The sequence below is a fragment of the Bacillus sp. FJAT-50079 genome (assembly GCF_018343515.1).
Lineage (GTDB): Bacteria > Bacillota > Bacilli > Bacillales > Bacillaceae_C > Lederbergia.
The window spans coordinates 240,617-265,970 of the sequence record NZ_JAGYPD010000007.1 but is presented as its reverse complement, the minus strand read 5'-3'; the positions used below and the strand labels follow the sequence as shown (position 1 = coordinate 265,970).

Here is a 25,354-nt window from a genome sequence, read left to right as displayed (position 1 = left end):
TGAAATTTCCCCTTTTCTTTTCTATCGTAAAACGGTAAAATTAGGTTTTGTAATGAAAGTGAGGAAATAAAGAATGAATATTTGGGATTTATTCGTTGCGTTAATTCTAGGTATCGTAGAAGGGCTCACGGAGTTTGCTCCTGTTTCCTCAACAGGACATATGATCATCGTTGATGATATGTTGTTAAAATCAGTGGAAATTTTAGGAGCCCCCGAAATCGCTAACACGTTTAAAGTGGTGATTCAGCTCGGATCGATCATGGCCGTTGTTATCGTCTTTTGGTCTCGTCTTTGGAGTTTAGTAGGTGTAAATGTTAATAGAGGAAAGGAAACTATTCCTTCTGATCAACGTTTAAAATTAACCCATGTTATTGTCGGGTTATTGCCTGCTGCTATTCTCGGTCTTACGTTTGAAGATTTTATTGACAAGCATCTCTTTACCGTTGAATGGGTGCTCGTTGCATTAGTAGCTGGTTCGTTTCTTATGATTTTGGCGGATTGGAAAACAAAACGGATGAAAGAGACTCATTACCATTATGAAGCAACCTCTCTTGATGGCGTTACATATAAGCAAGCATTTTTAATTGGTTTATTCCAATGTATCGCATTATGGCCAGGTTTTTCTCGCTCAGGTGCTACCATTTCTGGCGGGGTGTTAATGGGACTAAAATATCGAGCGGCAGCCGATTTCACTTTTATTATGGCCGTGCCGATCATGTTTGGTGCAAGTGCCGTATCCTTAATTAAGAAAATGGATGTCTTAACAGTGGACGTCTTGCCGTTTTTTGCGGTTGGTTTTATTAGCGCGTTCTTATTCTCATGGTTATCAATCCGCTTTTTCCTTGCATTAATTAGCCGGATCAAATTATTACCTTTTGCTATTTATCGAATTATATTGGCAATCGTCATTGGAATTGCCTATATCTCTATTCGCTAATACGATTAGAGGTCGTCTCAAGACGGCCTCTTTTTTCATTCCGCTTTTTTTCATAACATGCTAAGATCGAACTAATGATGAGAACGGAGGTGGATCTTTTGAAGGATGAAATCTTTTCGCCGCTCGGCGACTCAGCGATTGTCATCGATTTAGGAGGAGACATCGAGCTTAATAAAAATCATAGCCTACTAGTATGGAAACAAGTCATTGAGATGAAACCTTTTTCTGGATTTCTAGAAGCCGTTCCTGCCTATACGACGCTCACTATTTTCTATGATCCAATTAAAGTTGGCGGCCCGTTCCCATATAAAAAAGTAAAGGAAGAGATCAAAGAGAGGCTGCAGACGACTCATTCATTAACAACCGTTCATGATCAAACGATTGAGATACCTGTTTGTTATGAAGAGCCCTTTTCTCCAGACTTAGCATTCGTTGCTCATTCCCATCACCTAACAAAGAGCGAAGTCATAAGCATACATAGTGAACAAATTTACCATGTTTATTTTATTGGATTTGCCCCTGGTTTTCCGTTTTTAGGCGGAATGAACGAAGCAATTGCCACTCCAAGAAAAAACATACCAAGCTTGCAAATTTCTAAAGGTTCGGTCGGTATTGCCGGGAAACAGACAGGTATATACCCATTTGCAAGTCCGGGCGGCTGGCAAATTATCGGGCGAACACCGATCGATTTATTTAACATTAGCAATGACCCTCCTGCGTTATTACAACCAGGAAATCGTGTGCAATTCACCCCTATTTCAAAAAAAGAGTTTCACTCGTTGGAGGGAAAATCATGGCGTTGAAAGTAATGAAAGGCGGAATGTTTACGACGATTCAAGATTTAGGGAGAGTTGGCGGACAGTCATTTGGCATCCCTGCTGGTGGGGCGATGGATCGATTTGCTGCACAACTGGCCAATATCATTCTTCACAATGACCCTCAGGAAGCAGTTATTGAGATGACCATGATTGGAGCGACGTTTCTTTGTGAGCAGCATGCGGTCATTTCCATATTTGGTGCCGAGATGGGAGCATGTTTAAATGGAAATGCGTTGAAACATGGAAAACCGATTCAAATGTATAAAGGGGATCAATTAACCTTTGGAGCAGCAAAACAAGGAGTAAGATGCTACATAGCTGTAAAAGGGGGATTTGCCATTCCAACGATGTTCAATAGTCGAAGTACATATGTGCAGGCGAAAATTGGAGGGAACAACGGACAAGCCCTTGTTCCAGGTGACCGATTGCCGATTCATTGCTCCACTACAATTGCTCCTGCTCCTTGGAAAACTTCCTTTCAAATAGAAAAATATTTTCGGGACAATAGCAAGCCGATTCGATTTATAACAGGAAGACAAGCAGACTGGTTTTCGAATGATGCAAGGCAATCTTTCTGCCAAGAAAAATATACAATCGACCCTGCTTCCAATCGGATGGGTTATCGTTTATCAGGATGGCCAATCCCTTTCCAACATAACAGACAATTGATCACAGAAGGAACAGCATTCGGCTCAATCCAAATCCCGCCAAATGGTCAGCCGATTATACTAATGGCAGATCGCCAGCCAACTGGGGGATATCCGAAAATTGGCGAGGTCATTCAGCATGATTTAAATAGGCTTAGTCAAATGCGACCAGGTGATCAAGTTCAATTCCAAGAAATATCACTGGAGGAAGCGCAAAATATATTACTAGCTGATCATCGCTTACTACTGAAAGTAAAAACAGCATGCGCCTTAAAATGGAGGGATTTAGCAAATGAAACGAATTGATTTAAACTGTGATATGGGAGAAGGCTTCGGCCCCTATTCATTCGGACATGATAACGAATTAATGCGCTATATTACTTCTGCGAATATCGCATGTGGTTTTCATGCAGGGGACCCTACAATCATCAATCGTACTGTTCGCCTTGCAATCGAGCATCATGTAAATATCGGTGCCCACCCATCTCTCCCTGATTTACAAGGTTTTGGCAGACGTAAAATGGACATCTCCCCTCGTGAAACATATGAGCTTATGTTATATCAGGTTGGAGCATTACATGCATTTGCTGTGGCGAACGGTAGTCGGCTTACCCATGTGAAACCGCACGGTGCATTATATAATATGGCAGCCGTTGAACCTGCAATAGCTGAGGCGATTGCCGAAGCAATCTATCAGTTAAATCCGGAAATGATTTTATATGGCCTTGCTGGAAGTGAGCTGATTCAAGCTGGGAATAAACTAGGATTACAAACCGCAAATGAAGCCTTTGCTGACCGCACCTATCAAAACGACGGTACATTGACGTCACGCCAAGACGGAAATGCGGTACTCAATCAGGCTGATGATGCGATTGCACAAGCGCTTAAAATGGTTAAAGACCAGCTTGTTACAACGGTAAATGGCAGTGATATTACGATCCATGTCGATACGATTTGCATTCACGGCGATGGCAAACATGCTTTAACCTTCGCAAAGATCATCAATGATACATTTAAAGCGAACGGCATTGCCATTCAAGCACTCTCATCAATCCATTCATAGAAGGTCATAAGTCTTTCATCGTTTCCCCGCGCATATAGTAGTTACATGACCAAAATTAGGAGTGATTCCTTATGATCATTCATGTTATTAGCCGCGGGGAAACACTATGGAATATTGCCCATCGGTATGGCATAACAACCCAACAACTTATGAACGTGAATCAGTTGCCAAACCCAAATCAATTGCTTATCGGCCAATCCCTCGTCATACCGATTGCTGCCATTGAGCACATCGTTCGGCGCGGGGAGACATTATGGCAAATTGCCCAAATGTATCGTGTTCCTGTGCAAGCGATCATTCAAGCAAATCAACTTACCAATCCTTCCAGTCTAAATATCGGAACTGTGTTAATTATTCCTCCAAGAATTCATACGGTTCAAGCAGGTGAAACACTCGGACAAATTGCACAATATTATGGTGTCACTGTACAAGCGATCATGGCAGCCAACAATCTGCAACAACCGAATCTTTTTATCGGGACTGTTCTCACAATCCCCTTCGCTAAGACAACCATTGATGTAAACGCCTATGTCATGAATATGGGCGAGGTTGGAGCCGAAGAAGTTCGCGAGGTTGGCCGTCAGTTAACGTATATATCCCCCTTTGTTTATTCAATGAAGGAAGATGGTGGACTGACCTCGCTTAACGATGCCGCAATTCTTCAAACGGCAAAGGAAATGAACATTGTCCCTCTTATGGCTCTTACAAACTTTAGTGCAACAGAGCCTGGAACACAGCTCGCACATACGATTCTTGCTAGTACCGAGTTACAGGATCGATTGCTTACGAATATCGTCAATACAATGAAAGCAAAAGGCTATCGCGGATTAAATATCGATTTTGAAAATGTGCGGCAAACGGACCGAGAGCTCTATAATCAATTTTTACAGCGAACGGTGAACCGTCTCCACCCACTTGGCTATACCGTATCAACGGCTGTTGCACCTAAGACGAGCTCTGAACAAAAAGGGCTTTTATATGAGGCAATTGATTATGCAGCACATGGACGAATTGTCGATTTCGTTATATTAATGACCTATGAATGGGGTTATCGTCTCGGACCTCCTCAAGCAATTTCGCCACTTAATCAGATAAAGCGTGTACTCGATTATGCGGTAACAGTCATACCGCGAAATAAGATCTTCATGGGTTTTCAACTTTATGCAAGAGATTGGGTTCTCCCCCACGTCCAAGGAATGGAGGCAGAAACTTTTGATATGCAAGAAGCGATTAGACGGGCAACTAAATATCAGGTTGAAATTCAATACGACCCAGTGACACAAACACCGTTCTATCATTATACAGACGAACAAGGTCGCCGCCATGAAGTGTGGTTTGAAGATGCTCGCAGTGCCCAAGCAAAGTTTCAATTAGTGAAGGATTATCAGTTACAAGGCATTAGTTACTGGGTGCTTGGCTATCCATTCCCGCAAAACTGGGTTTTACTCGAAGATAATTTTCATATAAGAAAACTCTGATCATGAGGCTGGGACATATCTAAAGTAATCAAGTCCATAGGAGAACAGTTCATTACATTAGCGTAGGAAATATACGTAGACTCTTGCGGGAGGAAAGGCATCGGTGAGACCCCGCGTGCATAGCACGAGGAGACTCACCAGCCGCCCACCGAAAGCGAAGTATATTTCCGAGCGAGTTATTTGCAGTTGCTATCGTTCGTATTTGGGTTTGATAAAATGCTTTTGTCCCAGCCTCTATTAATAGAAAATCATCTCCATTTGACAACGGATTAAAAAAACTGTACAATTATCCTGAATTCAAGACATAATTCTCACTTTAGAAAACCAAATGGAATTCTATTTGAGCTAGCGACAGACGGGCTAAGATTTAATATGGACGGACGTATTGATCAGCTAGCTGAATCACTCGCCCATCCACTTTTCTAGAAGCAAAGCACGAACAAATCGAAGCTCGTTTAAGTCCATTAACTATATAAGTTGAAATTAATATGATCATTTCATACCTAGTTGATCAGAGTGAGTGGCAACGACTCCCGGGGGCTCAGCGCCCCCAGCGTCCGCCTAGAATGAAAGTCTACGGTGTTACTTTCCGCATTTTATGTATGTATTTATTTCAATTTATACACAAATTAATTGGAGGTTTTTATTTTGAACCATATCTTTCAAGAAGGTCAAGACAAAAATGCCCCTACCCTACTTCTTCTACACGGTACAGGCGGAACAGAGCAAGATTTAATCGGGATCGGCAAAATGATCTCAGCGAACTCTTCCATTTTAAGTGTAAGAGGAAATGTATTGGAGTCCGGCATGCCGCGCTTTTTCCGCAGATTAGCTGAGGGAGTTTTCGATGAAGAAGATTTGATCTTCCGCACAGAGGAATTAAAGCAATTTTTAGATGATAGTGCGCAAGAATACGGATTTGATCGCGACAATGTCGTTGCGGTTGGCTACTCTAATGGAGCAAATATCGCTGCTAGCATGCTCTTCCACTTTCAAAATAGCTTAAAGGGAGCGATTCTTTTTCATCCGATGGTACCAAGAAGAGGAATTGATTTACCTGATTTAACTGGTACATCGGTCTTTATTGGTGCTGGAAAAAATGATCCAATGTGTCCACCAGAAGAATCGGAAGAATTGCAAGTATTGTTGCAAGGAGCAGGTGCCGAAGTTCAACTTCATTGGGAGTATCATGGTCACCAGTTGACGATCGGTGAAGTGGAAAAAGCAGCAGAATGGTTTAAATTAAACTATTAACGAACGGAAAGCTACCAGAATAGGTGGCTTTTTTGGGTATTAATCGAGAAAAGGCATTGGGAATTCCTACTTCCCAATGCCTTTTATATTAAGTTTATAAAATTGGGTTTAGGGGTAAAGCATTACCGTACATACAGAAAGGAGCCCGCCAATAATGAAAGTTATTCAGTCAAAATCATTTACATATAAAGAACCTATTAACCTTGAAAAAGTTTATCAACTTTTCAATAAAGTGAAATCCTATCAATCGAATCTATTTTTATGTAAAAATGGGTTGTTCACAAAAGGAAAAACGTTAGTATCACTCGTTTCTTTTTTCTTAACGTTAAGAAAGGGAGATTCTTTTGTGCTTATCTTAGAAGGAATTGATGCAGACCAAGCAGTGGAAGTCCTCGCAGACTTTTGATAACACCAAAGGTTAAATCTGATGGGGGATCTCTTGCAAACATCTCACTTACAACTTCCAAAGAAGACGTTCTAAAGCTAATAGGTTAAAAAATCGGCAAATGAGTCTTGCCTTTACGTCTTCTTCCGGAAGTGCCCATACCGATACACTGCCTCCGTTAACAGGAAAGGTTGCAAATCCATCTTCTTCAATTTCTGTGGATCTACTTCCACTACTTGAAAAACGTCTGTTTCATCTGCTCCTGCTTTATGATTCATAACAATATCTACATAAACATTAATGCCGTGATCTTGATACGCTTTAATTGCATCAAGCAATTCCTCTTTTGTCCCGTATTTTGTGCGGACCGTCCCCTTTTGGTTAAATTCTCCCACATCATATAAATCATAGACAGCATATCCTGTATCTTTTCGAGATGTACCTTTTGTGACAGGTGGAATCCACACTGAATCAATCCCTCTGTTTTTCAGCTCCTGTGCAAGTTCTTTTAAACGATTCCAATGAGAGCCATCAGCTTCTACATGCCATTCAAAAAATTGCATCATCGTATGGTTTCGCTTCATATTATTTCGCCTCGTTCCTTCTTACAACTAGTAGGACGAAGCTAAATTAAAAATACTCCATTATAATATAGCTGCTTATTTTATAACTTTCTATTAAGCTTTCTTGTCCCACGTAAGATTGCATTAAGAATAAGAACCACAACGATAGCTCCAAGAATTGCAGGAATAATTGCAAATCCAGCAACTTCTGGTCCCCATGTACCAAGAATTAAAGTTCCTAACCAAGAACCGATAATTCCGGATATAATATTTCCAATAATTCCTCCAGGCACATCACGTCCAATAAGCAGTCCGGCGAACCAACCGATAATACCTCCTATGAACAAGGTCCAAATGATACTCATTGTATTTTCCTCCTTCAGAGCGTTATTTCATCTAATTTACCCGCTTCCCTAAAAACAAAACAATGCTTATCTCCCTTAAAAATATAAAAAGCCGCACTATACATGTGCGGCCCCTGTTTCATTTATTAATGTGGCATATTCGGGTTTTGCGCGTTCATTTGCATATTTTGGGGTTGTACTTGTGCTGGCGCAAATGAATTGAGCATTTGCTGCATGTCCTGCTGTGTAAGTTGTGGGACTTGATAATAATGATGCTTGTTCTGATAAATCGACAGCTCATATGCCATTTCAATGCAGTTTGGTACAGAATCAGCAAGCACGCGGCGCACGACTGGGTTTGTTACCTCAAGTGCAGCCATCGTTTTTGCTGAAGCCGAGGCTTTTACCGACCCAAGCATTAATCCGGAAATACAGCCATCATTCAACTCATTTGTTGATTGAATCGGCTTTTTCGGTTGGGATGGTTTTAACCCGTATACAAAATCATTCCCTTGGGTCATTTTATAGCTTTGCGTTGGTACAGCGGGATCTTGGCCCGATTTAAAACAATCAACTGTCGTATTGTATTCGCCTTGAATAAATTGGTATTGTCGATCAAGAATGCTTAGTAATTCTTGGTCTTGTACATGTGGGCGCAAAAGTGTATACAGATCCAATGTGCCGATTGTTCCCGACAACACTTCATGCACATCGAACATTTCATGCCCACCATGGTTAAATTGCTGACTGACCTTCCCTGTTTGCATGTTTTCATGCATCGGCCCCTGCTGATTTTGCAATACGATTCCTCCCTTTTTAAAAAATCATATTTATTATGTGCTAAATCTTAGAAGCCCATGCAGTATTTTTAATGGGCTTTATTCACTTTATTCCCTATAATCGGGAGTCGCAATAAGTTAAAATTCGTTACAAGCCGATCTAAACCTTTCGTCCATTGATAGTCACTAAATTTTCCTTGAAGTGAGAATATGCAAGGAATTACTTAATTGTTCCCGTACTTTTAATCGTAGCTTCTATAGAAAGATCAAATTTAATATTAGGATAAATCCGTTGCCACTCTGCAAACGTATCTGTATTATGAATTCTCGTTGCCTTGTATCGCAAGCCAAACCCTAACGGATCGACATTGTTTTCTTGAAATAATAATAACAGCTCTTGAAGGTTCTTTTTGGCTCTTTCACCTGCAATTTTGCTGTATTCATCTAATTTTTCTGGGGATAACGGCTGATTCGATTCCTCAATAATCCCAAAAATCTTTACGTTCATTTTTAAAATTGGACGTTCGTTAGCGGGGGTTAAAATTTTATAATTCGTTTTGACCTTATCTACCTTCATTAAAAACGTTAAACCCTTCTTTTTCACTTCTAAATCAAATTCTTCTCCTCGATTCGCTAACACATTGTATCGCTTTGTCTGTGCGGATGTTAGTTCTAAAACCTTATTTTCTTCCTTTAAAATAAGCGATTTATTAATGGAAATAGTGCTCTTTCCATTCACTTGAAGAATCGGTAAAATGAGATCAATCCCGTTTTCTAATACTCTTCGTCGAAAATCGAATAAATAAGTCGTCACAATATAGGAGCTCTCCACACCATTTTGTGCGAAAAAGTTAAATAAGGCATTTGACGCAGCCATTTCGGAAGGCGGCTCTGTTCTTAACACCTTTTCTGCCGTTGGTTTTCCAACAGCAACCCATGAGATGACTTGAATATCACTTCTTCTAAGAAAAAAATCCATAACATCCTTTAAATCACGTTTTAACACTTCTTCTCCAAAAACAATGACTCGAGTATGTCCAAAATCAATTTCCTTGTCTACATGTGTTTTTATAATTCGAATAGCCCCCGCTAAAGTGTCACTTTCTTTTGTTAAATACGTATATTTTGCTTTAGCCGCTTCTCTAATCTGTCCTGAAGGGAGGGCCAATTTAAGCGTGATTTGATATGGATTTTGTTCATTTTCAGTATAATCAATCCCAATGGCCATCACAAAAAGACGTTTATCAATATCCTTAAATGCACAGCCTGTCTGTAAAAAGGTGAATACGAGTAAATGAATGACAACAAAAATGATCGTTCTCTTTTTCAAGATAATGCCCTCCTTTTTATCCATTTAAAAACAAGGAGCATCATAAGAAAGGAAATCGGCAGCCCATTAAAAAAATAACTCGTCATCTTCACAAGCTCATATTCATTTAAATACGTAACGACTTTTAAACTGACCGCCCAAAGGAAAAGAATAAATAGAAACGGGGTTAAGTTATGTCCTTTCCACTTAAAACGTTCGAACCAAATGATGCTTTTGAACACTTCGATTGTAACGTGCCAAATCATTAGCATGCTTAAAAAGGTTATCGCTAAAAAGAAAAGCAAAAACATATACAACACCCGTTCAACGATTCCATATGGCATACGTAAAGAATCACTTGTCATATTCCAAGGATAAACGATTTCGTCAATATGCTCGAAGCCATTATATCCAATCGGAATAAAATACGTTGTAATTAAAATGAAAAAACCGGCAAGACCAATAATAAGTAGCTGTTTACCAGCAAATGTTTGTTTATTCGTGAACAGTCGATTAAAAATAATGAGATTTGCAGACCCTAAGAAAATATAAATAGCAGCCGAGAATGCGGCATAATTTGGCATATGCCAAATATACATAATTGATTCCCTCACAAAATCCCATTCAAGATCCTTGCTACCATACGCTTTTAAAAGAAGTAATAAAATCAATGGAGTGACCAATAAGAAGACAATTTCAATCGTGTAAAGTACACTTGTTGGTTTCATCAGGACCCCAAATGAAATAAACAGCAAAAAGGATGTCGCAATCAACGGCAATGGCATTTCGGGTGTCAAAAATCGCTTAATTAAGAAGGTATATGTAATAAAAGGGATCAAGCCTCCAACAAGCCATGTAAAGGCAAGATAAATTAAAAGTGGAGTAGAAATCCATTTCGACAAATACCTTTTCAATAATTCTGGAAGTCCTTCTCCAGGAAAGTCGTTAAAAAAATTAACAAAAAAATACATAATGAATAGTCCCGCTACAATTGCAAGAAGAATCGAGAAAATAGCGCCTTTCATTCGCGCTCCAAGCAAAATCATCGGAACTGTTGTAATAATGTTCGTTATCATATTGACAAAGGTAAAATAATAAAAATATCGATTCATCGTTTTACACCTTGAACTTCTGACCTGCCCCTTTGAATAAATAGCTTTAAATATGGCTGACCAAAACTATCAATGCTCGTTAAATACATAATAAATCCAATCGACGCAAGTGCTAATCCAGCTAGCCCAAAAATTGTTGCGAACAATAAAATGCCAAATCTGACAATCCTTATCGAAAAGCTCATTTCATTAATCGGGATAACAAAAGTGGAGATGGCAACTGCCGAGACAATAATGATCATAATATTCGATGTTAACGCAGCTTCCGTTGCCGCTGTTCCCAAAATTAGCCCCCCGACGGTTGTAGCTGTTGCACTAATTGGCTTCGGCAGACGAATACTCGCCTCGGTCAATAATTCCATAAAAATTAACATAAATAACACTTCAAAAAAGGATGGATATGGCACACCAATTCGACTGCCAGCAATTGCTAATGTCAGTTCAACGCGCAAAACTTCAGGATTAAAGGAAATAATTGCTACGTATAATCCCGGAAGGACAACACAAACAAATAAACCAAAATAGCGAAGGAGGACGAGAAATATTCGTACCCAATAAGAATGATACGTATCCTCCGCTGTCGCTATAAAATCAAAAAAGACGACAGGTGCCATAATAACAAACGGATTCCCATCTAAAATAAACACAATCTTTCCACCGGCTAGATTGTAGATAATACGATCTGTTCGTTCCGTAATCATCATCGTTGGAAACAACGAACGCTTTTCATCATTTAAATTTAGTTGAAGTTGCAAAGACGATTGAATGACCATCTTATCAAGAGATTCTATTTTCTTTTTTACTTTTTCAAGTACCTTCTGATCCACTGTCTCATTGTCATACATAATCGCAAGCGATTGATTATTTTTATGGCCGATCACAAACATTTCAACAAGTAATGAAGGCTGATGATAACGCTTACGAATGAGATTAATATTTGTTTCGATATCCTCACTTAGTCCTAAATTTCCTCCTTGAAGCGTTTGTTCTAAGCCTGTTTCCTGAACTTCACTCGTATTTACTTTCTTAATATCTAATAAAAACATTCGATTATGTATGACGATGACAACACAGCCTTTTGTCATCTCCATCAGCATTTGTTTCTTCGATTGAATCTTCTGTTGCTGCGGCAAAGAGGACAAATAGGCAGCAATATGATTTTCTGAAGACATTTCGAAAAAGGGTTTAATAATCCATTCCTGTAATTGAATCGGATCAACAACCGTTTTTATATAGAGTAATAGCCCTTGCTTTTCGTCCATGCTTATCGGTTTCTGTACGAAATCATTTGTTGATCGTAATTCTTCAATGATCCAGCTAATGACCTCTGTTTGCATCTTATCGTTTAACAACATCGTTGCTCCCGCCTTTAACGTTTTGCGAGTAATTGTTATTAGGTTTACCAAAAGTGATATTTATAAACAAAAGGGACTTTTCAATAAGTCACTAAATTGAAGCTGGTGGAGAAAAACAAACTGAGAAAGCCCTCCTAATTCAAGGATTTATTCATACTATTGATTTCCGCTCCAGGCGGACGCTTACCGCGGGCGAGCGGTAAGCCGCTTCGGGCGAACAGAATGTTGGTCACGAAGCCGTTGTCACACGATGTGGCGACTTTAGGCTTCGTTCCTAAAATACTCCTTGCAATGTCTCACCTTTCTCGCACATCCCGCAGGTGTCGCCGCCTTCCTCTCCAATCAACGGAACCTGCCGAAAATTGACATTTAGGTTAATGGAGATGTGAAAAGGGGCTATCAAGGAAAGTCAGTTTTCACCTACTTTCTGGACAGCCCCTTCTTATGATCGTTAATTAATGGTAGCCAAGTGAACATTCGATGCCATTTACGATATGAAAATAATATAGAAAATGAGATGTTAGATTTGAATATGCTTTTAAATAGACACAGTCTAAACCTTATTTACAAACTCAAACTGTATTTTATCCCCTTCAAATTTTAGGGACGCATTAAACTTCTTTCCAGCTTTCGATTTCATCCCCTTTATGACACTCGTTTTCCCTTTTGTACATAGATCTTTAATATTCTTTTCCGTTAATTTCTTTCCTAGCATTTTCCCTGGAAAAGTTTGTTTACAGCCATTTGCATGCTCCGTGCATCCATAGTATGTTTTCCTTTGAACAATACCTCCTCTTTTACAAGTAGGGCAAGTTGCAATCACACTATTTTTTTGGATAGCCGCAATATTCTGTTCTAGCGCTCCGACTTTTAATTGACTGGGAACTTCCTGAATTAATTTATTGATGAATTTGGCAATAGTAGATATAAAATGTTCTGACGAGCCCTCACCGTTCCCAATTTTTCTTAAGTATGCCTCCCACTTTGCGGTCATGGACGGGCTGGAAAGAAGATTTCCTTCAATCGATTGACAAAGAATTTCTCCCTTTTTTGTGACGCTGACAATATTTTTATCGACCTCAATATATCCATGCTTTTTAATCGTCTCAATAATTCCACTTCGCGTCGCTTCAGTTCCCAGACCTTCAACTGCTTTTAAAATCTCCATCTCTTCTTCGTTTTCAACTACTTTTCCACACGTTTTCATCATTCCGATTAATTGACCTTCTGTGTATGGCTTAGGGGGTGTTGTCATTCCTTCTATCATTTTGACGATACCTAATACTTTTTCACCCTTTGAAAGCATGGGAAGAGCTTGAATGGCTTCTTTTTTTCTATTCGCAGCTTCTCTTTTCGAATCTGAGAAAAGTTCTTTCCATCCCTTGCTAATTTCTGTTTGTCCAGTTGTTTCAAATTCAAGTCCATTCACATCAGTAATAATTTTTGTTTCTTCGTAAATATAATCTGAGTGAAACATAGCGAGCGTTGTTTTTAAGATTTCAATATATAAATTGCGCTCTTGAATCGATAATCCTTGGAGCTTCTTCTCAGTTGGAATGCTTTTTGTCGGAACGATCGCATAATGCTCCTGAACCTTGGAGTTGTCTACATACCGTTTATTCGGCCGCTTTGAAGCGACCGGGAACGAGACACCAGCAATTTGTTGATAACGTTCCACATTGTTTGCCAGATAAGCAAATTCATTATTCGTAATAAATTGTGTGTCCGTTCGTGGATAAGTAACGAGTTTCTTCTCATATAGCCCTTGTACAACCTTTAGCACATTGGCAGGGCTGTATTTCCACTTCTTATTTGCTACGGCTTGAAGCGTTGATAGAGCATGTAATTTTGGAGATTTGGTACGCTTTTCCTTCTTCGTTACAGATTTTATCATTCCTTCATTTTGCTCCGTAATATGATGTTGCTCTAATAATTGTTGGACTTCCTCTTTTTTATCGCTTTTGATTTTTACTTTGCCTTTATACGTACCATTTTTAGCAGTGAAATTTCCCTCAATCTCATAAAATGGAGTAGAAACAAAATTTTCTATTTCCTTTTGTCGTTGATAAATGAGATACACCGTTGGAGATTGCACCCGTCCAATCGAAAGACTTTCATTGAAACCTTTTTGCTGCAATAAAAGGGTATAAAGCCGACTCCCATTCATCCCAACAAGCCAGTCGCTAATTTGTCGTGTTTTCGCTTCATAATAGAGCTGTAAATCTTTTCTATTATCTTGAAGATTATTAAACCCTTTTCTTACTTCGTCAACTTCCAGCGAGTTAATCCAGAGTCGTTTAATTGTCTTGTTTTTTGCACCGGTCATGTAATAAATCGAATAGAAAATATTAGACCCTTCCCGATCACAATCACAGCCGTTTAAAATAGTCGTAATAGAAGGATCATTAAATAATTGTTTAATAAAGTTGAACTGCACTTTCTTATCGTAAGATACCTTATATTCGTACCTGCTTGGCATAATTGGTAAAGATGCTAGGTTCCAAGATGCCCACTCTTTACGATATTCTTTCGGCTCCTTTAGCTCGACTAAATGCCCGATTCCCCATGTAATAATTGCTCCGTTCGGGAATGTACCACAAGGATTTAGTTCAATATGCGTTTTGTGACGTGCTTTAACTGAAAAAGCGTCAGCATACGCTTTCGCTTGTGATGGTTTTTCAGCAAGGATAACTGGTTTCATCAGTACACCCCTTTCCCTAGTAATGAAACGTTTGTTCTTTCATTATCGCATAAATGAGAGAGGTTTTCTATTTGGGTTTGACGGGAAAGGGGCCACATGTGTTTTTTTGAATAGTTGTGGTAAGACTGCTACATGCTTTTCATAAAATCCAGCATCTAAACATATGTTAATAAATGACTCCCTTACAAATGTGTAAGCACCACTTAATTAGATAATCTTGTTATCTCCCGGAAGTTCCAAGCAGCATCCATAAAAGTAAATAATCTTCATGAAAACAATTGACAATTCAAAAAAATCAATGTACTATTGCAATCAATATAATTTGCAGACTAAGAATGGAATTAGTAAAAATGACTGTGTCCTTGTAGAGAGCCGATGGGTGGTGAAAATCGGCAGGTGCACATTTTGAACTCATCCAGGAGTCACTCCCTGAAATTTCCAAAGTAAGGGATGTCGGTTTCCTCCGTTATCGGGATAGGCAGTGATGGCTGCTGATAAGTGGATCTGTCTCTAGCGACAGATCAATTAGAGTGGTACCGCGAGTTTAACCTCGTCTCTATATTTCGATATAGAGACGGGGTTTTTTGTTTTTCAAAATTAATATAGAAGGAGTGCAGAGAAATGGGCAGAAAAATATGGGTGTTTGATACAACGTTACGAGATGGCGAGCAGGTACCTGGTGCGAAATTAAATCTTTATGAAAAAGTAGAGATTGCGCAGCAACTGAAAAAATTAGGTGTCGATATTATTGAAGCTGGTTTCCCAGCATCTTCCCAAGGTGATTTCAACGCGGTCCAGGCGGTTGCCCAAAAAGTAGGGAACACAAGTGACATCATGATTACTGCACTCGCGCGTGCAGTCCAGGCAGATATTGATTCCGTCTATCACGCAGTGAAAGGTGCGGAAAATCCAATGATCCACATGGTTCTCGGCACTTCTGACATTCACGTAGAGAAAAAGTTCAGTAAATCCAAAGACCAAATTCTGCAAATTGGCGTAGATGCAGTAAAATATGCGAAAACCTTACTGCCTGAAGTGCAATATTCAACGGAAGATGCTTCTCGCTCGGAGTTCGAATACTTGTGGAAAACGATTGAGGCTGTCATGAAGGCAGGCGCGACAATGATTAACGTACCAGACACGGTAGGCTATGCGGAACCTGAAGAATTCGGTGCGATGATTTATAAATTAAATGATCGGATGAAAAACTTAAATCCAGATGTGTTATTAAGTGTTCATTGCCATAATGATTTAGGCATGGCAACTGCCAACACATTAGCAGCTGTCAAAAATGGTGCTGATAAAGTGGAGTGCACGATCAACGGTATTGGGGAGCGTGCGGGCAACGCAGCATTGGAAGAAGTGGTCATGGCGTTAAAGACCCGGAGTGCCATTTATAATGTAGACACACGCATTAACACAAAGGAGATCATGAACACTTCCCGCCTAGTTTCCAGTTTTATGGGACTTGACGTACAGGTGAATAAAGCCATTACGGGAGATAATGCGTTTGCCCATTCATCAGGTATTCACCAAGATGGTCTGCTGAAATCACGGGATGCTTATGAAATTGTGCATCCTGAAGAAGTAGGACTTGATGATATGGAGCTCGTCCTGACTGCACGTTCTGGTCGGCATGCCGTAAAAAATGCACTTGAAAAACTAGGGTTCTCTCAACTGGACGCGGAGGACTTTGAAGGGATTTTTGAAGGATTCCTAGCATTGGCAGATGCGAAAAAAGAAGTATATGATCATGATCTATATGTGATTGTTGAAAATTATTATGAAAAGCACGACAAAACGAATACGACAAATTACAGCGACCATTTTTTTGAATTTGAAGATCTGCAAGTTATCAGCAACTCGAGCTTCCCAAGCGCAAGTGTCAAGATCCGTAAGGGAGGCGAAGTATTCAAGTCAAGCGCTGTCGGTTCAGGACCGATTGATGCCCTGTATTCAGCGATTGCAGAGATTACAACGATCAAAGTCAAATTGGTGGAATATGATATTAGCAGTGTTTCAAGAGGGAAGGACGCACTTGGTAAAGTGAAAATCCTAATCGAACATGATGGTGAAAAATATATCGCGAAAGCAGCGGACACCGATATATTAAAAGCCAGCGCCTTAGCCTATATGAATGCCATCAATAGCATAGTGTCAGCGAAGTTGAGAAAAGTATCGGTAGAAGAGATGACTATAAACAGGTGACACAAGTAAAATGGGGACTGTGGCAATGCCACAGCCCTAATTTTTTGCCTGTTTCTGCGGAAGGTGAAAAAGCCAGCAATTTCTAATTTTCCAGCAGGAACAATGCGTAGCCAGACTGTTGAAAAGTTTGAACTTTTTATCCTTCAGTATAGGTAGTGAAGGCTACCGCCTAAAGATTCGCAAAGAACTCGAACAATGATCATTAAACCCAAAAGTCATCGTCCATTTTAGTTGACGATGGCTTTTTTGTTCCTATTGTACCTGAACATATGTATCTAATCCCCAACGCTCATTTCACTTTTGAAAAAGTGGGATGAGCGTGAGGAAAGTCTATAAATATCAAAATATCTCGGCTTAGGCATGACCTATTATGCTTCTAACCAATCTTGTGACCATTTTTCCATTTCATGCATAAGTGGTCTTAGCGATTTTCCTTTATCAGTTAAGGAGTATTCAATTCGAACTGGCGTCTCTGGAAAAACATCCCTCTTAACAATTCCCTCATTCTCTAAATCCTTTAACCTCGTTGATAAAACTCTGCCGCTAATACCGATGGATGATTCAATACTGCAAAAACGCTGCGGACCAGATAATAACTGGTAAATAATTAAACCTGTCCATCTTTGGCTCAATAAACCCATAGCCATTTCAAATCTTGGACAAATCGATTTCTCCAATGTAATCATCTCCTTATTTAAAGTATAACTGGTATTGGCAAATAATTAAATTGTTTTTTATAAATTAGTTACTTGACTAATGTAAGTTTTAATCATATACTTACTTACGTAAAGTAACCAACTAACAAACAAATCGTTGTTTTGAATATGAACAGGAGGCAGCAAATATGAGTTTTCATCGTGAACCTATTACATTTGTAGGTCAAGTGAACTTAAAGGTACAAAACTTAGAACAATCATTAGATTTTTATGAAGAGGTAATCGGATTTAAGGTATTTGAGCGTACCGAAAGATCCGCAAGCCTAACTGCGGATGGAGAAACAGTATTATTATCCATTCAACAACCAAATAACATCATTCCTAAGCAAAGAAGAACGACCGGATTGTATCACTTCGCCCTTCTTCTGCCTAAACGCTCTGATTTAGCTGGGATCGTACAACATTTCGCAAAAATTGGTTTACAGTTTGGCTCTTCTGACCATCTGGTAAGTGAAGCTCTTTACTTATCTGATCCGGATGGAAATGGAATTGAAATCTATATCGATCGTGCTCCTTCCGAATGGGATTGGAATAACGATGAAGTTGCAATGACAGTTGATCCATTAGATTTCGAAGACCTTCTATCTGAGGCTAATCAGGCATGGAATGGTCTACCCGCTGAAACGGTTATGGGGCATATCCATTTGCATGTTTCTGAATTAATAAAGACGGAAGAATTTTATACGAAGGGGCTTGGATTTGAAGTCGTAAACCGATACGGCACACAAGCACTGTTCATTTCGGATGGAAAATATCATCATCACATTGGTTTAAATACATGGAATGGAGTAGGAGCACCCACGCCATCCCCTGACAGCGCCGGCCTTGAATCATTTACTTTAATGCTTCCAAATGAGGAAAAGAAAAAAGAAATGATCGCTCAGTTAAAAAATATTGGTGCTTCTGTTATAGAAGAAAATGGTTCGACCGTTGCAACAGACCCTTCCGGAAATCGTATTTATTTAATCGTTTGAAGAATAGATGGAGGACATAAACGACTATGGGAAATCATTCAGGAATTGAAATCGGTCTGTATACACTTGGAGATATAATCGCCGATCCGTTTACTGGCAAAACGATTAGAGCAGGACAAAGAGTGAAAGAGATCATCGAGGCGGCAAAGCTTGCTGATGAAGCGGGACTAGATATTTTCGGGGTTGGTGAACATCATCGATTAGACTATGCTACATCCTCACCTCCCGTCGTCTTGGCTGCCATCGCCCAAAAGACCAAACGAATTAAATTGACAAGTGCAACGACTGTGTTGAGCACTGTTGATCCCGTTCGATTGTTTGAAGACTTTGCTACATTGGATTTGTTATCGGATGGTCGAGCTGAAATCATTGCGGGCCGGGGTGCATTTATCGAATCATTCCCTCTTTTCGGTTATGACATAGATGACTATGATGCCTTGTTCTCCGAGAACATTGATTTGTTTTTAAAACTTAATGAACACGAGAGAATGACATGGGATGGACAATTTCGCTCATCATTAAGAAATGCTGAAATTGCCCCTCGCCCCTTTCAAAAGAAATTACCAGTATGGGTTGGTGTTGGTGGAACCCCAGGCAGTGCTGTTCGTGCTGGAAAGTTGGGAGTTGGAATGGCATTAGCGATCTTAGGCGGTGATCCTGCACGATTTAAGCCATTGGTTGATATATACCGCAAAGCGGGGATTGAGGCCGGTCATGCTTTGGAAGATCTCAAAATTGGTGTTACAGGTCATGGCTATCTTTCCAAGACATCCGAACAAGCCAAGGAGGAATTCTATCCTTATTATTCTAATTATTGGTCCGTTGTAAACCGTCAGCGCGGGATTGGTGGTGGAATGATGTCACGAGCAGATTTTGATCAAATCGCCGCTGCTGATACTGCTTTGTTCGTAGGAAACCCACAACAGATTGTCGAAAAAATCTTGCGGCAATATGAACTCTTTGGGCATCAACGTTTCATGGCACAGATGGATATCGGTGGTTTACCATTTAAAAAAGTAGCTGAAACGATTGAGTTATTAGCGACAGAGGTCGCGCCAATCGTTAGAAAAGCAACAAGTGCAAACAATCATTAACTATTAAAGAAAGTATGGGTGAGTAAAATGGGTTTTTTTAATAAACTTTTTGGAAGTTCAAATAAGGAGGAAGAAACAATGACAAATGAAAAATTAAATATTGGAATTATTTTAGGGAGCACACGTCAAGGGCGCGTAAGTCCACAAGTAGGAGAATGGGTGAAAGACATTGCTGAAAAACGCGGCGATGCACATTATGAAATGGTAGATATTGCTGATTTTAACTTACCGTTTTTAGGAACAACCGATGGAACGGAACCAGGGATTGTAGATTGGAATAAAAAATTATCTGACTTAGACGGATTTGTATTCATTGTTCAAGAATACAACCACAGTATTACAGGAGCATTGAAAAACGCGCTTGATTTTGCCCGTGAACCATGGAATGACAAAGCGGCTGGGATCGTTAGCTACGGGTCGACTGGCGGTGCGCGTGCAGCGGAACATTTACGTGGTATCTGCGGCGAATTAAAAATTGCTGATGTTCGCACACATCCAACACTATCTTTATTTACTGATTTTGAAAATGGAACGGACTTTAAACCACAAGCACTTCATTTAGATAATGTGAACGCAATGCTTGATGAAGTTGTTGCTTGGAGTGGCGCATTAAAAACAGTGAGATAAAACAGAGCATGACATGAACAAAAATTGAAACAGAATAAATTTTAAACAAGGAGCATGAATAATATGGGTAAATATGAATGGAGTTTATTAATTCTTCGATTAGTTTTAGGGGTAACCTTCCTAATCCATGGGATTGCAAAATTTCAAATGGGGCTTGGCAATGTAGCGGGTTGGTTCGAAAGTATCGGCGTTTTAGGCTTCCTAGGTTATGTCGTTGCATTCATTGAACTGCTGGCAGGAATTGCATTAATTTTAGGATTTGGAACGAGAGTATTTTCAGCATTAATTGCTTTAGTGATGCTTGGGGCTATCTTTACAGCTAAATTATCGGCTGGTTTCATGGGTGCTGAAACAGCGGGCTATGAATTAGATATAGCGTTATTATCAATGGCAGCTGTACTTGTGATTAGCGGAAGCCAGTTGTTTGCTGTAGATAGTAAGCTATTCGGGGTTGAAACAGAATAAACCAGTTTTAAAATTGGCGTATCATTACAAGAGTTTAATATGAAGTATGAAGTAATAGCCTAATTTCTCACCTGCCTATTGAGAAATTAGGCTTTTTTATTATAAGTGTTTTTTGCATGATCGTTGTCAGCAAAATAGTTTTGAAAAAATAAATCCAATCTCCTTGGTCAGAAATGCCCGATATTGCGCTACCGCGGCAGGTTTGATTAATGTTACGATATGATTCGTAAACAGCAGACTAAAATAAATAGGAGTTGGAAAGAATGAACATTAATCCACAAACAACTGGTATTTTATTGATGGATCCATAGAATAAGTTTTACATCTTATGGGTGCGGGATATCCTTTAACGAAAGATATCCTTACTGGAAATGACACAGTTAACAACATTAAATTACTAATAATAGTTGAACTCGGATATCATCTTGTTTAAGCTGATATCCGAGTTCTTGTTTTCGAAAAAAGCACATTAAATAAAGTGCACTATTATAAATTAGAAAATATTAGGGTTATTAATTTACCGTGAATAGGGTATTGAATGATTCACTCATTACCGGATGATTATATATTTGATCTCTTAAATAGGTATAAGGGGCATCTAAATCCATTGCTAGTTTTACAAGATTGATCAATTCTGGTGACTCAGGTCCAAACAGGCTGGCACCTAGAATTTTATCCGTTCTTTTATCGATGACAACTTTAAACAATCCCCGAAGATCATTAATTACATGTGCTCGCGGATGTGATGCAACCGACAATTTCCCTTCAGCGATTTCATAACCCTTTTCTTCCGCTTCTTTGGCTGTTAGCCCCACCCTAGATAAAGGCGGATCAATAAACATGGAATAGGGAATATTTTTGCGACTCTTGAGAGAATACTTTTTGTTACCAAATAAAAAGTTCTCAACAATTCGGTAGTCATCTAGGGATATATACGTAAATTGCATACCGCCCTTCACGTCACCGAGAGCCCATATATTATTCACCGTTGTTTCAAGATGGTCATTAACCTTAATTGCTCCATTTTCTGTAAGTTCAATCGACGTATTTTCAAGACCAAGATGTTCCACATTCGCTTTTCTACCAGTAGCAAGTAGTACTGCATTTGCACTTACATGTTCACCATTGGATAAAGACAACGATACCTTATCTTCACTTTCCTCTATTATTTCCTGTGCTTTGACCCCAAATATAAAACGAATGCCCTTTTCTTCCATTACCTTCTGAACTTCTGCAGCGATTTCACGATCTTCGCGAGTCAATAGTTCCTCTTCTGGTGTTATTACAGTTACTTCCGCCCCAAAGGTTTGATACATAGAGGCATATTCCATACCTATATATCCTCCCCCTATAATTGCCAATTGTTGCGGCAGCTGTTTACGCTCTATCAGAGACGTACTTGTATAGACTTTATCTGAAGTCAGGTCACCTTTCAACGGGGGAATATTGCTAGTTGCACCTGTATTAATAAAAATGTGTTCGGCAATTAAAACTTCTAATTTTCCATTTATTTCTATTTCCACTTCTTTATCTGAGCGGAATCGGGCTTCAGATTCATAAATGGTAACATTGTTATGATCAGCTAAACTTTTGTAATTTTTTTTTCGTAGCTTTTCCACTACCGTATCTTTTCTTTCAATTGCATCACCATAGGGGATCTTTTTCAATCCATCTTGGACAAGTACCTTTGTAGGGATGCATGCGATGTTAATACAAGTTCCGCCATACATGCTGGAATCTTTTTCAATCATCGCTACGTTCCAATTTGCGTTGGCGAGTCTACCAGCTAATGTTTTTCCCGCTTTACCAAATCCAATGATTATTGCGTCATAAGTAAACATATACATTCTCCTTTAAGTAATCTGTCCAAACAAGATCCCTAATTTAAAATTCCATTCTTACATATTATACCCATTCAAATAAGTTAAACTTAATCCCGCATGTTTGTTTTACCACCTAAAGAAGATATAAAGCGCCTGAGAGATAAATAATCAAACCTTAAACGGATGAATCCCCCGCCTGATGGAAGGGGAATTTTTGTGGAGGGAAAGGATAAATCCTGTCTGTACGTTGTCTTTTACTATTTTCCCACTTCTTTTAAAGTCAGTTTATATTCTCCGATTTGTCCTTTTTCGTATAGATTCGTAATAGACGTTGAATATGTTTGGATTGTTCCGCGGAACTCAAGATGTCTCTCGGGTACTATTACATCAAATGTTCCTTTGTAAAGAAGTGTTGTTACGTCATGATAGTCGTCACTTGTAACATAAAAAGTTACTGATATTTGAGTTCTACCTTTATCCTCTATTTCTTCATATTGTGTGATTCCGATTTTCGTATCATTAAGTTGAATTTCCGTAACCATTTCATCATCGTCCCTTTCCAAAAAGATCACATCCTTAGCCAGTTATGAACTCCATTGCTTAAAAATGACGCATGTAGTATGCATTTTGAATATTGCACCGAACGTAAAGCATTTTACGTTCGGCACAACTAAGTAAATTTAAGCAACTGTTAAAACTTCCATTACCTACAAATTCGGAATTGTAACCAACTTACTTGTCGTCATTCTAATTAGCGTTACTTATCGTGCTCTATCCACAACATTTGATTCGCCCTTACGAATTTCTTTCCCTTTACTATTTACAATCCATATTCCTACAAGTACGAGTGAAATCCCCGCTAACGTAGCTATTTTTAAGTTTTCATCCAAAAATATGATTCCAGAAATAACACCCACGATGGGTACAAGCAATAAAGATACGGATGCTTTGCTAGCTTCTGTCCGACTTAAAATATGATTCCACATTACAAACGCTAGAGCGGATGCGATAACCCCTGAAAATAGAATATAAACAATCGGCATGATTCCCCAATGCGACTCCCCGTTTTCAAACGAAAGCGAATATACTAATAATCCTACTGCTCCAATCACCATTTGCCATGTAGTAAATTGAATCGTATCACAATGCTTTAATTTTAATTTAAAAAGTAAATTGGCCACTGCCCAAGAAATAGCGGAGCTTAATGCCAATAACACGGCCCAAAAGGCTCCGCCTAACTGGATATTCATGGCAAGAAATAAACCAACAATACCTAGCACAATTCCAAATGTCTTCCTTCTCGTCAACGTTTCACCTGGAATCCACCTATGAGCCATGATCGAAAGAAAAAGCGGCATGCTGTAAGTCAGCACAGATGTAAGACCTGCACTGACATAGTTAAGTGATATTTGTATAGCAATATTAAAATAAGTCGTTTGAAGCACCCCACAAAGAACGTACCACTTTATATCCGATTTTTTCGGCAGAGGGATTCTTTTTAAAAAGCATACAGCTAGGAGGATGATCGCACCGAGCAAAAATCGAAAAGCTGCAAACTGAACAGGGGGAAAAGCCCCATTCCCTAATTTCATGATAACAAAGTTAAATCCCCATATAAGACATAACATGGCCATCGCAACGTTCATACAAATGATCCTCTCTTTTTATAATGTTTTTTAGAAATATGAAGACGATCATTTATGAGCGAAGGGGTTCCATAATCCCATTTAATATTCGAAAACAAAAGATCCATCCTAAGTTAATTCTTTTTAATAGTATCCAGATAGCGATTAATTTACGCAATCTTTATATTTGTAATTAATTCAAGTGCCTTCTAAACCTAATTATTAATCCCTTATTGATTTCTAGGAGAATATGTTTGTATTTTCTCAACTGCTTTCCGTGATTCAATCATGCTACTCGTAAACATGGTGTTCCCTTTGCATAATGATTGTATTTTATATTAATTTTCATTAGTTTTTATCGTTTTTTCTATTATTTTATAGAAAAAACGGAAAAATCACCATCCACTTACAAAAAAGAAGACAACCATTCTAATTTGTCCACGTTGATTCATATATAAATTAGAATGATGCCTCGACCATCAAGTAAATCGAACTTCTCCTTTTCCATTTCCGTAGACACCGCTAGAAATGAACAACATCCCATTTTACAGATTCCTCTAAAAGCTGCTTGCTGTTTTAGAGATGAAGCATTCGAATTCATTTATATATAGGCCAGCAAGGGGCTTAAAATCAAATAAAAAAACACACGCATTTGTGTGCTTTTATTGTTATTCAATTTCTATTGCATAGGCAACCCATTCTAAACATCCATTGCTGGAAATCCTTCAAGCAAACTCTTCTCATTAATGGTGATGATGCCCACCTTTTTCCTTTGATGGATTATTAATTTCAAAACCTTCTTTTGGAACATAAAAATATTTGATCCACACTCCATCTAAAAATTCTTCGCGTGTATCCAACAAAATATCGATTCCTTTATCTGTTTTAACAATCTCATCATATTCTGTCGGTGTATCAAGCTTAATATCATAATGCGCATGATCCCCATGCATATATGTAATAAATACTCGAACCATTTTTCCTTCGCCTTCTTCAGTGCTTAACATGTTAGTTAATACCTTCGCTGCATTTCTGTTAATTTTACACTTCATGCTCAATTCCTCCATTTCATGATAT

Annotated in this window: 23 protein-coding genes, 1 pseudogene and 1 other annotated feature; of the genes and pseudogenes, 12 read left to right on the top strand and 12 right to left on the bottom strand. The window is 38.9% G+C overall.

Annotated features, from left to right (window positions below; translation table 11 throughout):
• Window positions 1–73 precede the first annotated feature (73 nt).
• The 7 genes from KHA95_RS19525 to KHA95_RS19495 all read left to right on the top strand — a co-directional run bounded on the left by KHA95_RS19525 (window position 74) and on the right by KHA95_RS19495 (window position 6,603).
• The gene (locus KHA95_RS19525; protein WP_249317105.1) at window positions 74–937 is read left to right on the top strand and encodes an undecaprenyl-diphosphate phosphatase; all 864 of its coding nucleotides are present in this window, start codon (window positions 74–76) and stop codon (window positions 935–937) included.
• Between the two features lie 98 nt (window positions 938–1,035).
• On the top strand, window positions 1,036–1,740 hold the full coding sequence (gene pxpB / locus KHA95_RS19520; protein WP_249317103.1) for a 5-oxoprolinase subunit PxpB: 705 nt from the start codon (window positions 1,036–1,038) through the stop codon (window positions 1,738–1,740).
• Entirely contained in the window at window positions 1,731–2,708 is a 978-nt protein-coding gene (locus KHA95_RS19515; RefSeq protein ID WP_213139231.1) for a 5-oxoprolinase subunit C family protein, read from the top strand. The genes pxpB and KHA95_RS19515 overlap by 10 nt, the downstream gene beginning before the upstream one ends.
• Window positions 2,695–3,465 carry a LamB/YcsF family protein gene (locus tag KHA95_RS19510; RefSeq protein WP_213139230.1) on the top strand — a complete coding sequence of 257 codons (771 nt, stop codon included), beginning with the start codon at window positions 2,695–2,697 and terminating at the stop codon, window positions 3,463–3,465. Before KHA95_RS19515 ends, KHA95_RS19510 begins: the two co-directional genes overlap by 14 nt.
• Before the next feature lie 71 nt (window positions 3,466–3,536).
• On the top strand, window positions 3,537–4,943 hold the full coding sequence (locus tag KHA95_RS19505) for a glycoside hydrolase family 18 protein (RefSeq protein ID WP_213139229.1): 1,407 nt from the start codon (window positions 3,537–3,539) through the stop codon (window positions 4,941–4,943).
• Between the two features lie 648 nt (window positions 4,944–5,591).
• Window positions 5,592–6,197 (top strand): alpha/beta hydrolase, encoded by a 606-nt coding sequence (locus KHA95_RS19500; RefSeq protein ID WP_213139228.1) that lies wholly within the window; start codon window positions 5,592–5,594, stop codon window positions 6,195–6,197.
• Window positions 6,198–6,351: 154 nt separating this feature from the next.
• On the top strand, window positions 6,352–6,603 hold the full coding sequence (locus tag KHA95_RS19495; protein WP_213139227.1) for an HPr family phosphocarrier protein: 252 nt from the start codon (window positions 6,352–6,354) through the stop codon (window positions 6,601–6,603).
• A gap of 164 nt (window positions 6,604–6,767) precedes the next feature.
• Here the strand turns inward: KHA95_RS19495 and KHA95_RS19490 are convergent.
• From KHA95_RS19490 to KHA95_RS19460, 7 genes and pseudogenes are all read right to left on the bottom strand, one after another.
• Window positions 6,768–7,166 (bottom strand): annotated as a pseudogene (locus tag KHA95_RS19490) (alpha-amylase family glycosyl hydrolase); the annotation flags it as partial.
• Window positions 7,167–7,246: 80 nt separating this feature from the next.
• Window positions 7,247–7,510 carry a GlsB/YeaQ/YmgE family stress response membrane protein gene (locus KHA95_RS19485; RefSeq protein ID WP_213139225.1) on the bottom strand — a complete coding sequence of 88 codons (264 nt, stop codon included), beginning with the start codon at window positions 7,508–7,510 and terminating at the stop codon, window positions 7,247–7,249.
• Between the two features lie 125 nt (window positions 7,511–7,635).
• A complete protein-coding gene (locus KHA95_RS19480) occupies window positions 7,636–8,289 on the bottom strand; it encodes a spore coat protein (protein ID WP_213139224.1) in 654 nt (217 codons plus the stop codon).
• Window positions 8,290–8,488: 199 nt separating this feature from the next.
• Window positions 8,489–9,598: a Ger(x)C family spore germination protein gene (locus KHA95_RS19475; protein ID WP_213139223.1), complete on the bottom strand. Its 1,110-nt coding sequence runs from the start codon at window positions 9,596–9,598 to the stop codon at window positions 8,489–8,491.
• Window positions 9,595–10,689, bottom strand: a complete 1,095-nt coding sequence (locus KHA95_RS19470) for a GerAB/ArcD/ProY family transporter (RefSeq protein ID WP_213139222.1) — start codon at window positions 10,687–10,689, stop codon at window positions 9,595–9,597. The genes KHA95_RS19475 and KHA95_RS19470 overlap by 4 nt, the downstream gene beginning before the upstream one ends.
• Window positions 10,686–12,044, bottom strand: coding sequence for a spore germination protein (locus KHA95_RS19465; protein ID WP_249317101.1), 1,359 nt, complete (start codon window positions 12,042–12,044; stop codon window positions 10,686–10,688). The genes KHA95_RS19470 and KHA95_RS19465 overlap by 4 nt, the downstream gene beginning before the upstream one ends.
• 553 nt (window positions 12,045–12,597) lie before the next feature.
• The gene (locus KHA95_RS19460) at window positions 12,598–14,745 is read right to left on the bottom strand and encodes a type IA DNA topoisomerase (RefSeq protein ID WP_213139221.1); all 2,148 of its coding nucleotides are present in this window, start codon (window positions 14,743–14,745) and stop codon (window positions 12,598–12,600) included.
• A gap of 322 nt (window positions 14,746–15,067) precedes the next feature.
• Window positions 15,068–15,306 (top strand) — a binding site (T-box leader).
• Between the two features lie 60 nt (window positions 15,307–15,366).
• On the opposite strand from KHA95_RS19460, the gene KHA95_RS19455 reads away from it, so the two are divergent.
• Window positions 15,367–16,953, top strand: a complete 1,587-nt coding sequence (locus KHA95_RS19455; RefSeq protein WP_213139220.1) for a 2-isopropylmalate synthase — start codon at window positions 15,367–15,369, stop codon at window positions 16,951–16,953.
• 368 nt (window positions 16,954–17,321) lie between these two features.
• Here the strand turns inward: KHA95_RS19455 and KHA95_RS19450 are convergent, their stop codons facing one another.
• Window positions 17,322–17,630 (bottom strand): winged helix-turn-helix transcriptional regulator, encoded by a 309-nt coding sequence (locus KHA95_RS19450; protein WP_283248187.1) that lies wholly within the window; start codon window positions 17,628–17,630, stop codon window positions 17,322–17,324.
• 167 nt (window positions 17,631–17,797) lie between these two features.
• Here KHA95_RS19450 and KHA95_RS19445 point away from each other — a divergent pair, with 167 nt between their 5' ends.
• The 4 genes from KHA95_RS19445 (at window position 17,798) to KHA95_RS19430 (ending at window position 20,829) form a co-directional block, all read left to right on the top strand.
• Window positions 17,798–18,643: a VOC family protein gene (locus KHA95_RS19445; protein WP_213139218.1), complete on the top strand. Its 846-nt coding sequence runs from the start codon at window positions 17,798–17,800 to the stop codon at window positions 18,641–18,643.
• Between the two features lie 26 nt (window positions 18,644–18,669).
• Window positions 18,670–19,737, top strand: a complete 1,068-nt coding sequence (locus KHA95_RS19440; RefSeq protein WP_213139217.1) for an LLM class flavin-dependent oxidoreductase — start codon at window positions 18,670–18,672, stop codon at window positions 19,735–19,737.
• A 27-nt stretch (window positions 19,738–19,764) separates the two neighbouring features.
• Window positions 19,765–20,364, top strand: coding sequence for an NADPH-dependent FMN reductase (locus tag KHA95_RS19435; protein WP_213139216.1), 600 nt, complete (start codon window positions 19,765–19,767; stop codon window positions 20,362–20,364).
• A gap of 63 nt (window positions 20,365–20,427) precedes the next feature.
• Window positions 20,428–20,829: a DoxX family protein gene (locus KHA95_RS19430; protein ID WP_481748460.1), complete on the top strand. Its 402-nt coding sequence runs from the start codon at window positions 20,428–20,430 to the stop codon at window positions 20,827–20,829.
• A 512-nt stretch (window positions 20,830–21,341) separates the two neighbouring features.
• On the opposite strand, the gene KHA95_RS19425 is transcribed toward KHA95_RS19430, so the two are convergent.
• The 4 genes from KHA95_RS19425 to KHA95_RS19410 form a co-directional block, all read right to left on the bottom strand.
• The gene (locus KHA95_RS19425; protein ID WP_213139214.1) at window positions 21,342–22,670 is read right to left on the bottom strand and encodes an FAD-containing oxidoreductase; all 1,329 of its coding nucleotides are present in this window, start codon (window positions 22,668–22,670) and stop codon (window positions 21,342–21,344) included.
• A gap of 239 nt (window positions 22,671–22,909) precedes the next feature.
• Window positions 22,910–23,194 carry a DUF3219 family protein gene (locus KHA95_RS19420; RefSeq protein WP_213139340.1) on the bottom strand — a complete coding sequence of 95 codons (285 nt, stop codon included), beginning with the start codon at window positions 23,192–23,194 and terminating at the stop codon, window positions 22,910–22,912.
• A gap of 219 nt (window positions 23,195–23,413) precedes the next feature.
• Window positions 23,414–24,298: a DMT family transporter gene (locus KHA95_RS19415; protein WP_213139213.1), complete on the bottom strand. Its 885-nt coding sequence runs from the start codon at window positions 24,296–24,298 to the stop codon at window positions 23,414–23,416.
• Window positions 24,299–25,020: 722 nt separating this feature from the next.
• Window positions 25,021–25,329: an iron-sulfur cluster assembly accessory protein gene (locus KHA95_RS19410; RefSeq protein ID WP_213139212.1), complete on the bottom strand. Its 309-nt coding sequence runs from the start codon at window positions 25,327–25,329 to the stop codon at window positions 25,021–25,023.
• Between the last annotated feature and the right edge of the window lie 25 nt (window positions 25,330–25,354).

Coding starts and splice junctions, on each gene's coding strand:
- KHA95_RS19525 (WP_249317105.1), top strand. CDS start 74: ATGAATATTTGGGATTTATTCGTTGCGTTAATTCTAGGTATCGTAGAA.
- KHA95_RS19515 (WP_213139231.1), top strand. CDS start 1,731: ATGGCGTTGAAAGTAATGAAAGGCGGAATGTTTACGACGATTCAAGAT.
- KHA95_RS19510 (WP_213139230.1), top strand. CDS start 2,695: ATGAAACGAATTGATTTAAACTGTGATATGGGAGAAGGCTTCGGCCCC.
- KHA95_RS19505 (WP_213139229.1), top strand. CDS start 3,537: ATGATCATTCATGTTATTAGCCGCGGGGAAACACTATGGAATATTGCC.
- KHA95_RS19495 (WP_213139227.1), top strand. CDS start 6,352: ATGAAAGTTATTCAGTCAAAATCATTTACATATAAAGAACCTATTAAC.
- KHA95_RS19485 (WP_213139225.1), bottom strand. CDS start 7,510: ATGAGTATCATTTGGACCTTGTTCATAGGAGGTATTATCGGTTGGTTC.
- KHA95_RS19470 (WP_213139222.1), bottom strand. CDS start 10,689: ATGAATCGATATTTTTATTATTTTACCTTTGTCAATATGATAACGAAC.
- KHA95_RS19465 (WP_249317101.1), bottom strand. CDS start 12,044: ATGTTGTTAAACGATAAGATGCAAACAGAGGTCATTAGCTGGATCATT.
- KHA95_RS19460 (WP_213139221.1), bottom strand. CDS start 14,745: ATGAAACCAGTTATCCTTGCTGAAAAACCATCACAAGCGAAAGCGTAT.
- KHA95_RS19455 (WP_213139220.1), top strand. CDS start 15,367: ATGGGCAGAAAAATATGGGTGTTTGATACAACGTTACGAGATGGCGAG.
- KHA95_RS19445 (WP_213139218.1), top strand. CDS start 17,798: ATGAGTTTTCATCGTGAACCTATTACATTTGTAGGTCAAGTGAACTTA.
- KHA95_RS19440 (WP_213139217.1), top strand. CDS start 18,670: ATGGGAAATCATTCAGGAATTGAAATCGGTCTGTATACACTTGGAGAT.
- KHA95_RS19435 (WP_213139216.1), top strand. CDS start 19,765: ATGGGTTTTTTTAATAAACTTTTTGGAAGTTCAAATAAGGAGGAAGAA.
- KHA95_RS19430 (WP_481748460.1), top strand. CDS start 20,428: ATGGGTAAATATGAATGGAGTTTATTAATTCTTCGATTAGTTTTAGGG.
- KHA95_RS19425 (WP_213139214.1), bottom strand. CDS start 22,670: ATGTTTACTTATGACGCAATAATCATTGGATTTGGTAAAGCGGGAAAA.
- KHA95_RS19420 (WP_213139340.1), bottom strand. CDS start 23,194: ATGGTTACGGAAATTCAACTTAATGATACGAAAATCGGAATCACACAA.
- KHA95_RS19415 (WP_213139213.1), bottom strand. CDS start 24,298: ATGAACGTTGCGATGGCCATGTTATGTCTTATATGGGGATTTAACTTT.
- KHA95_RS19410 (WP_213139212.1), bottom strand. CDS start 25,329: ATGAAGTGTAAAATTAACAGAAATGCAGCGAAGGTATTAACTAACATG.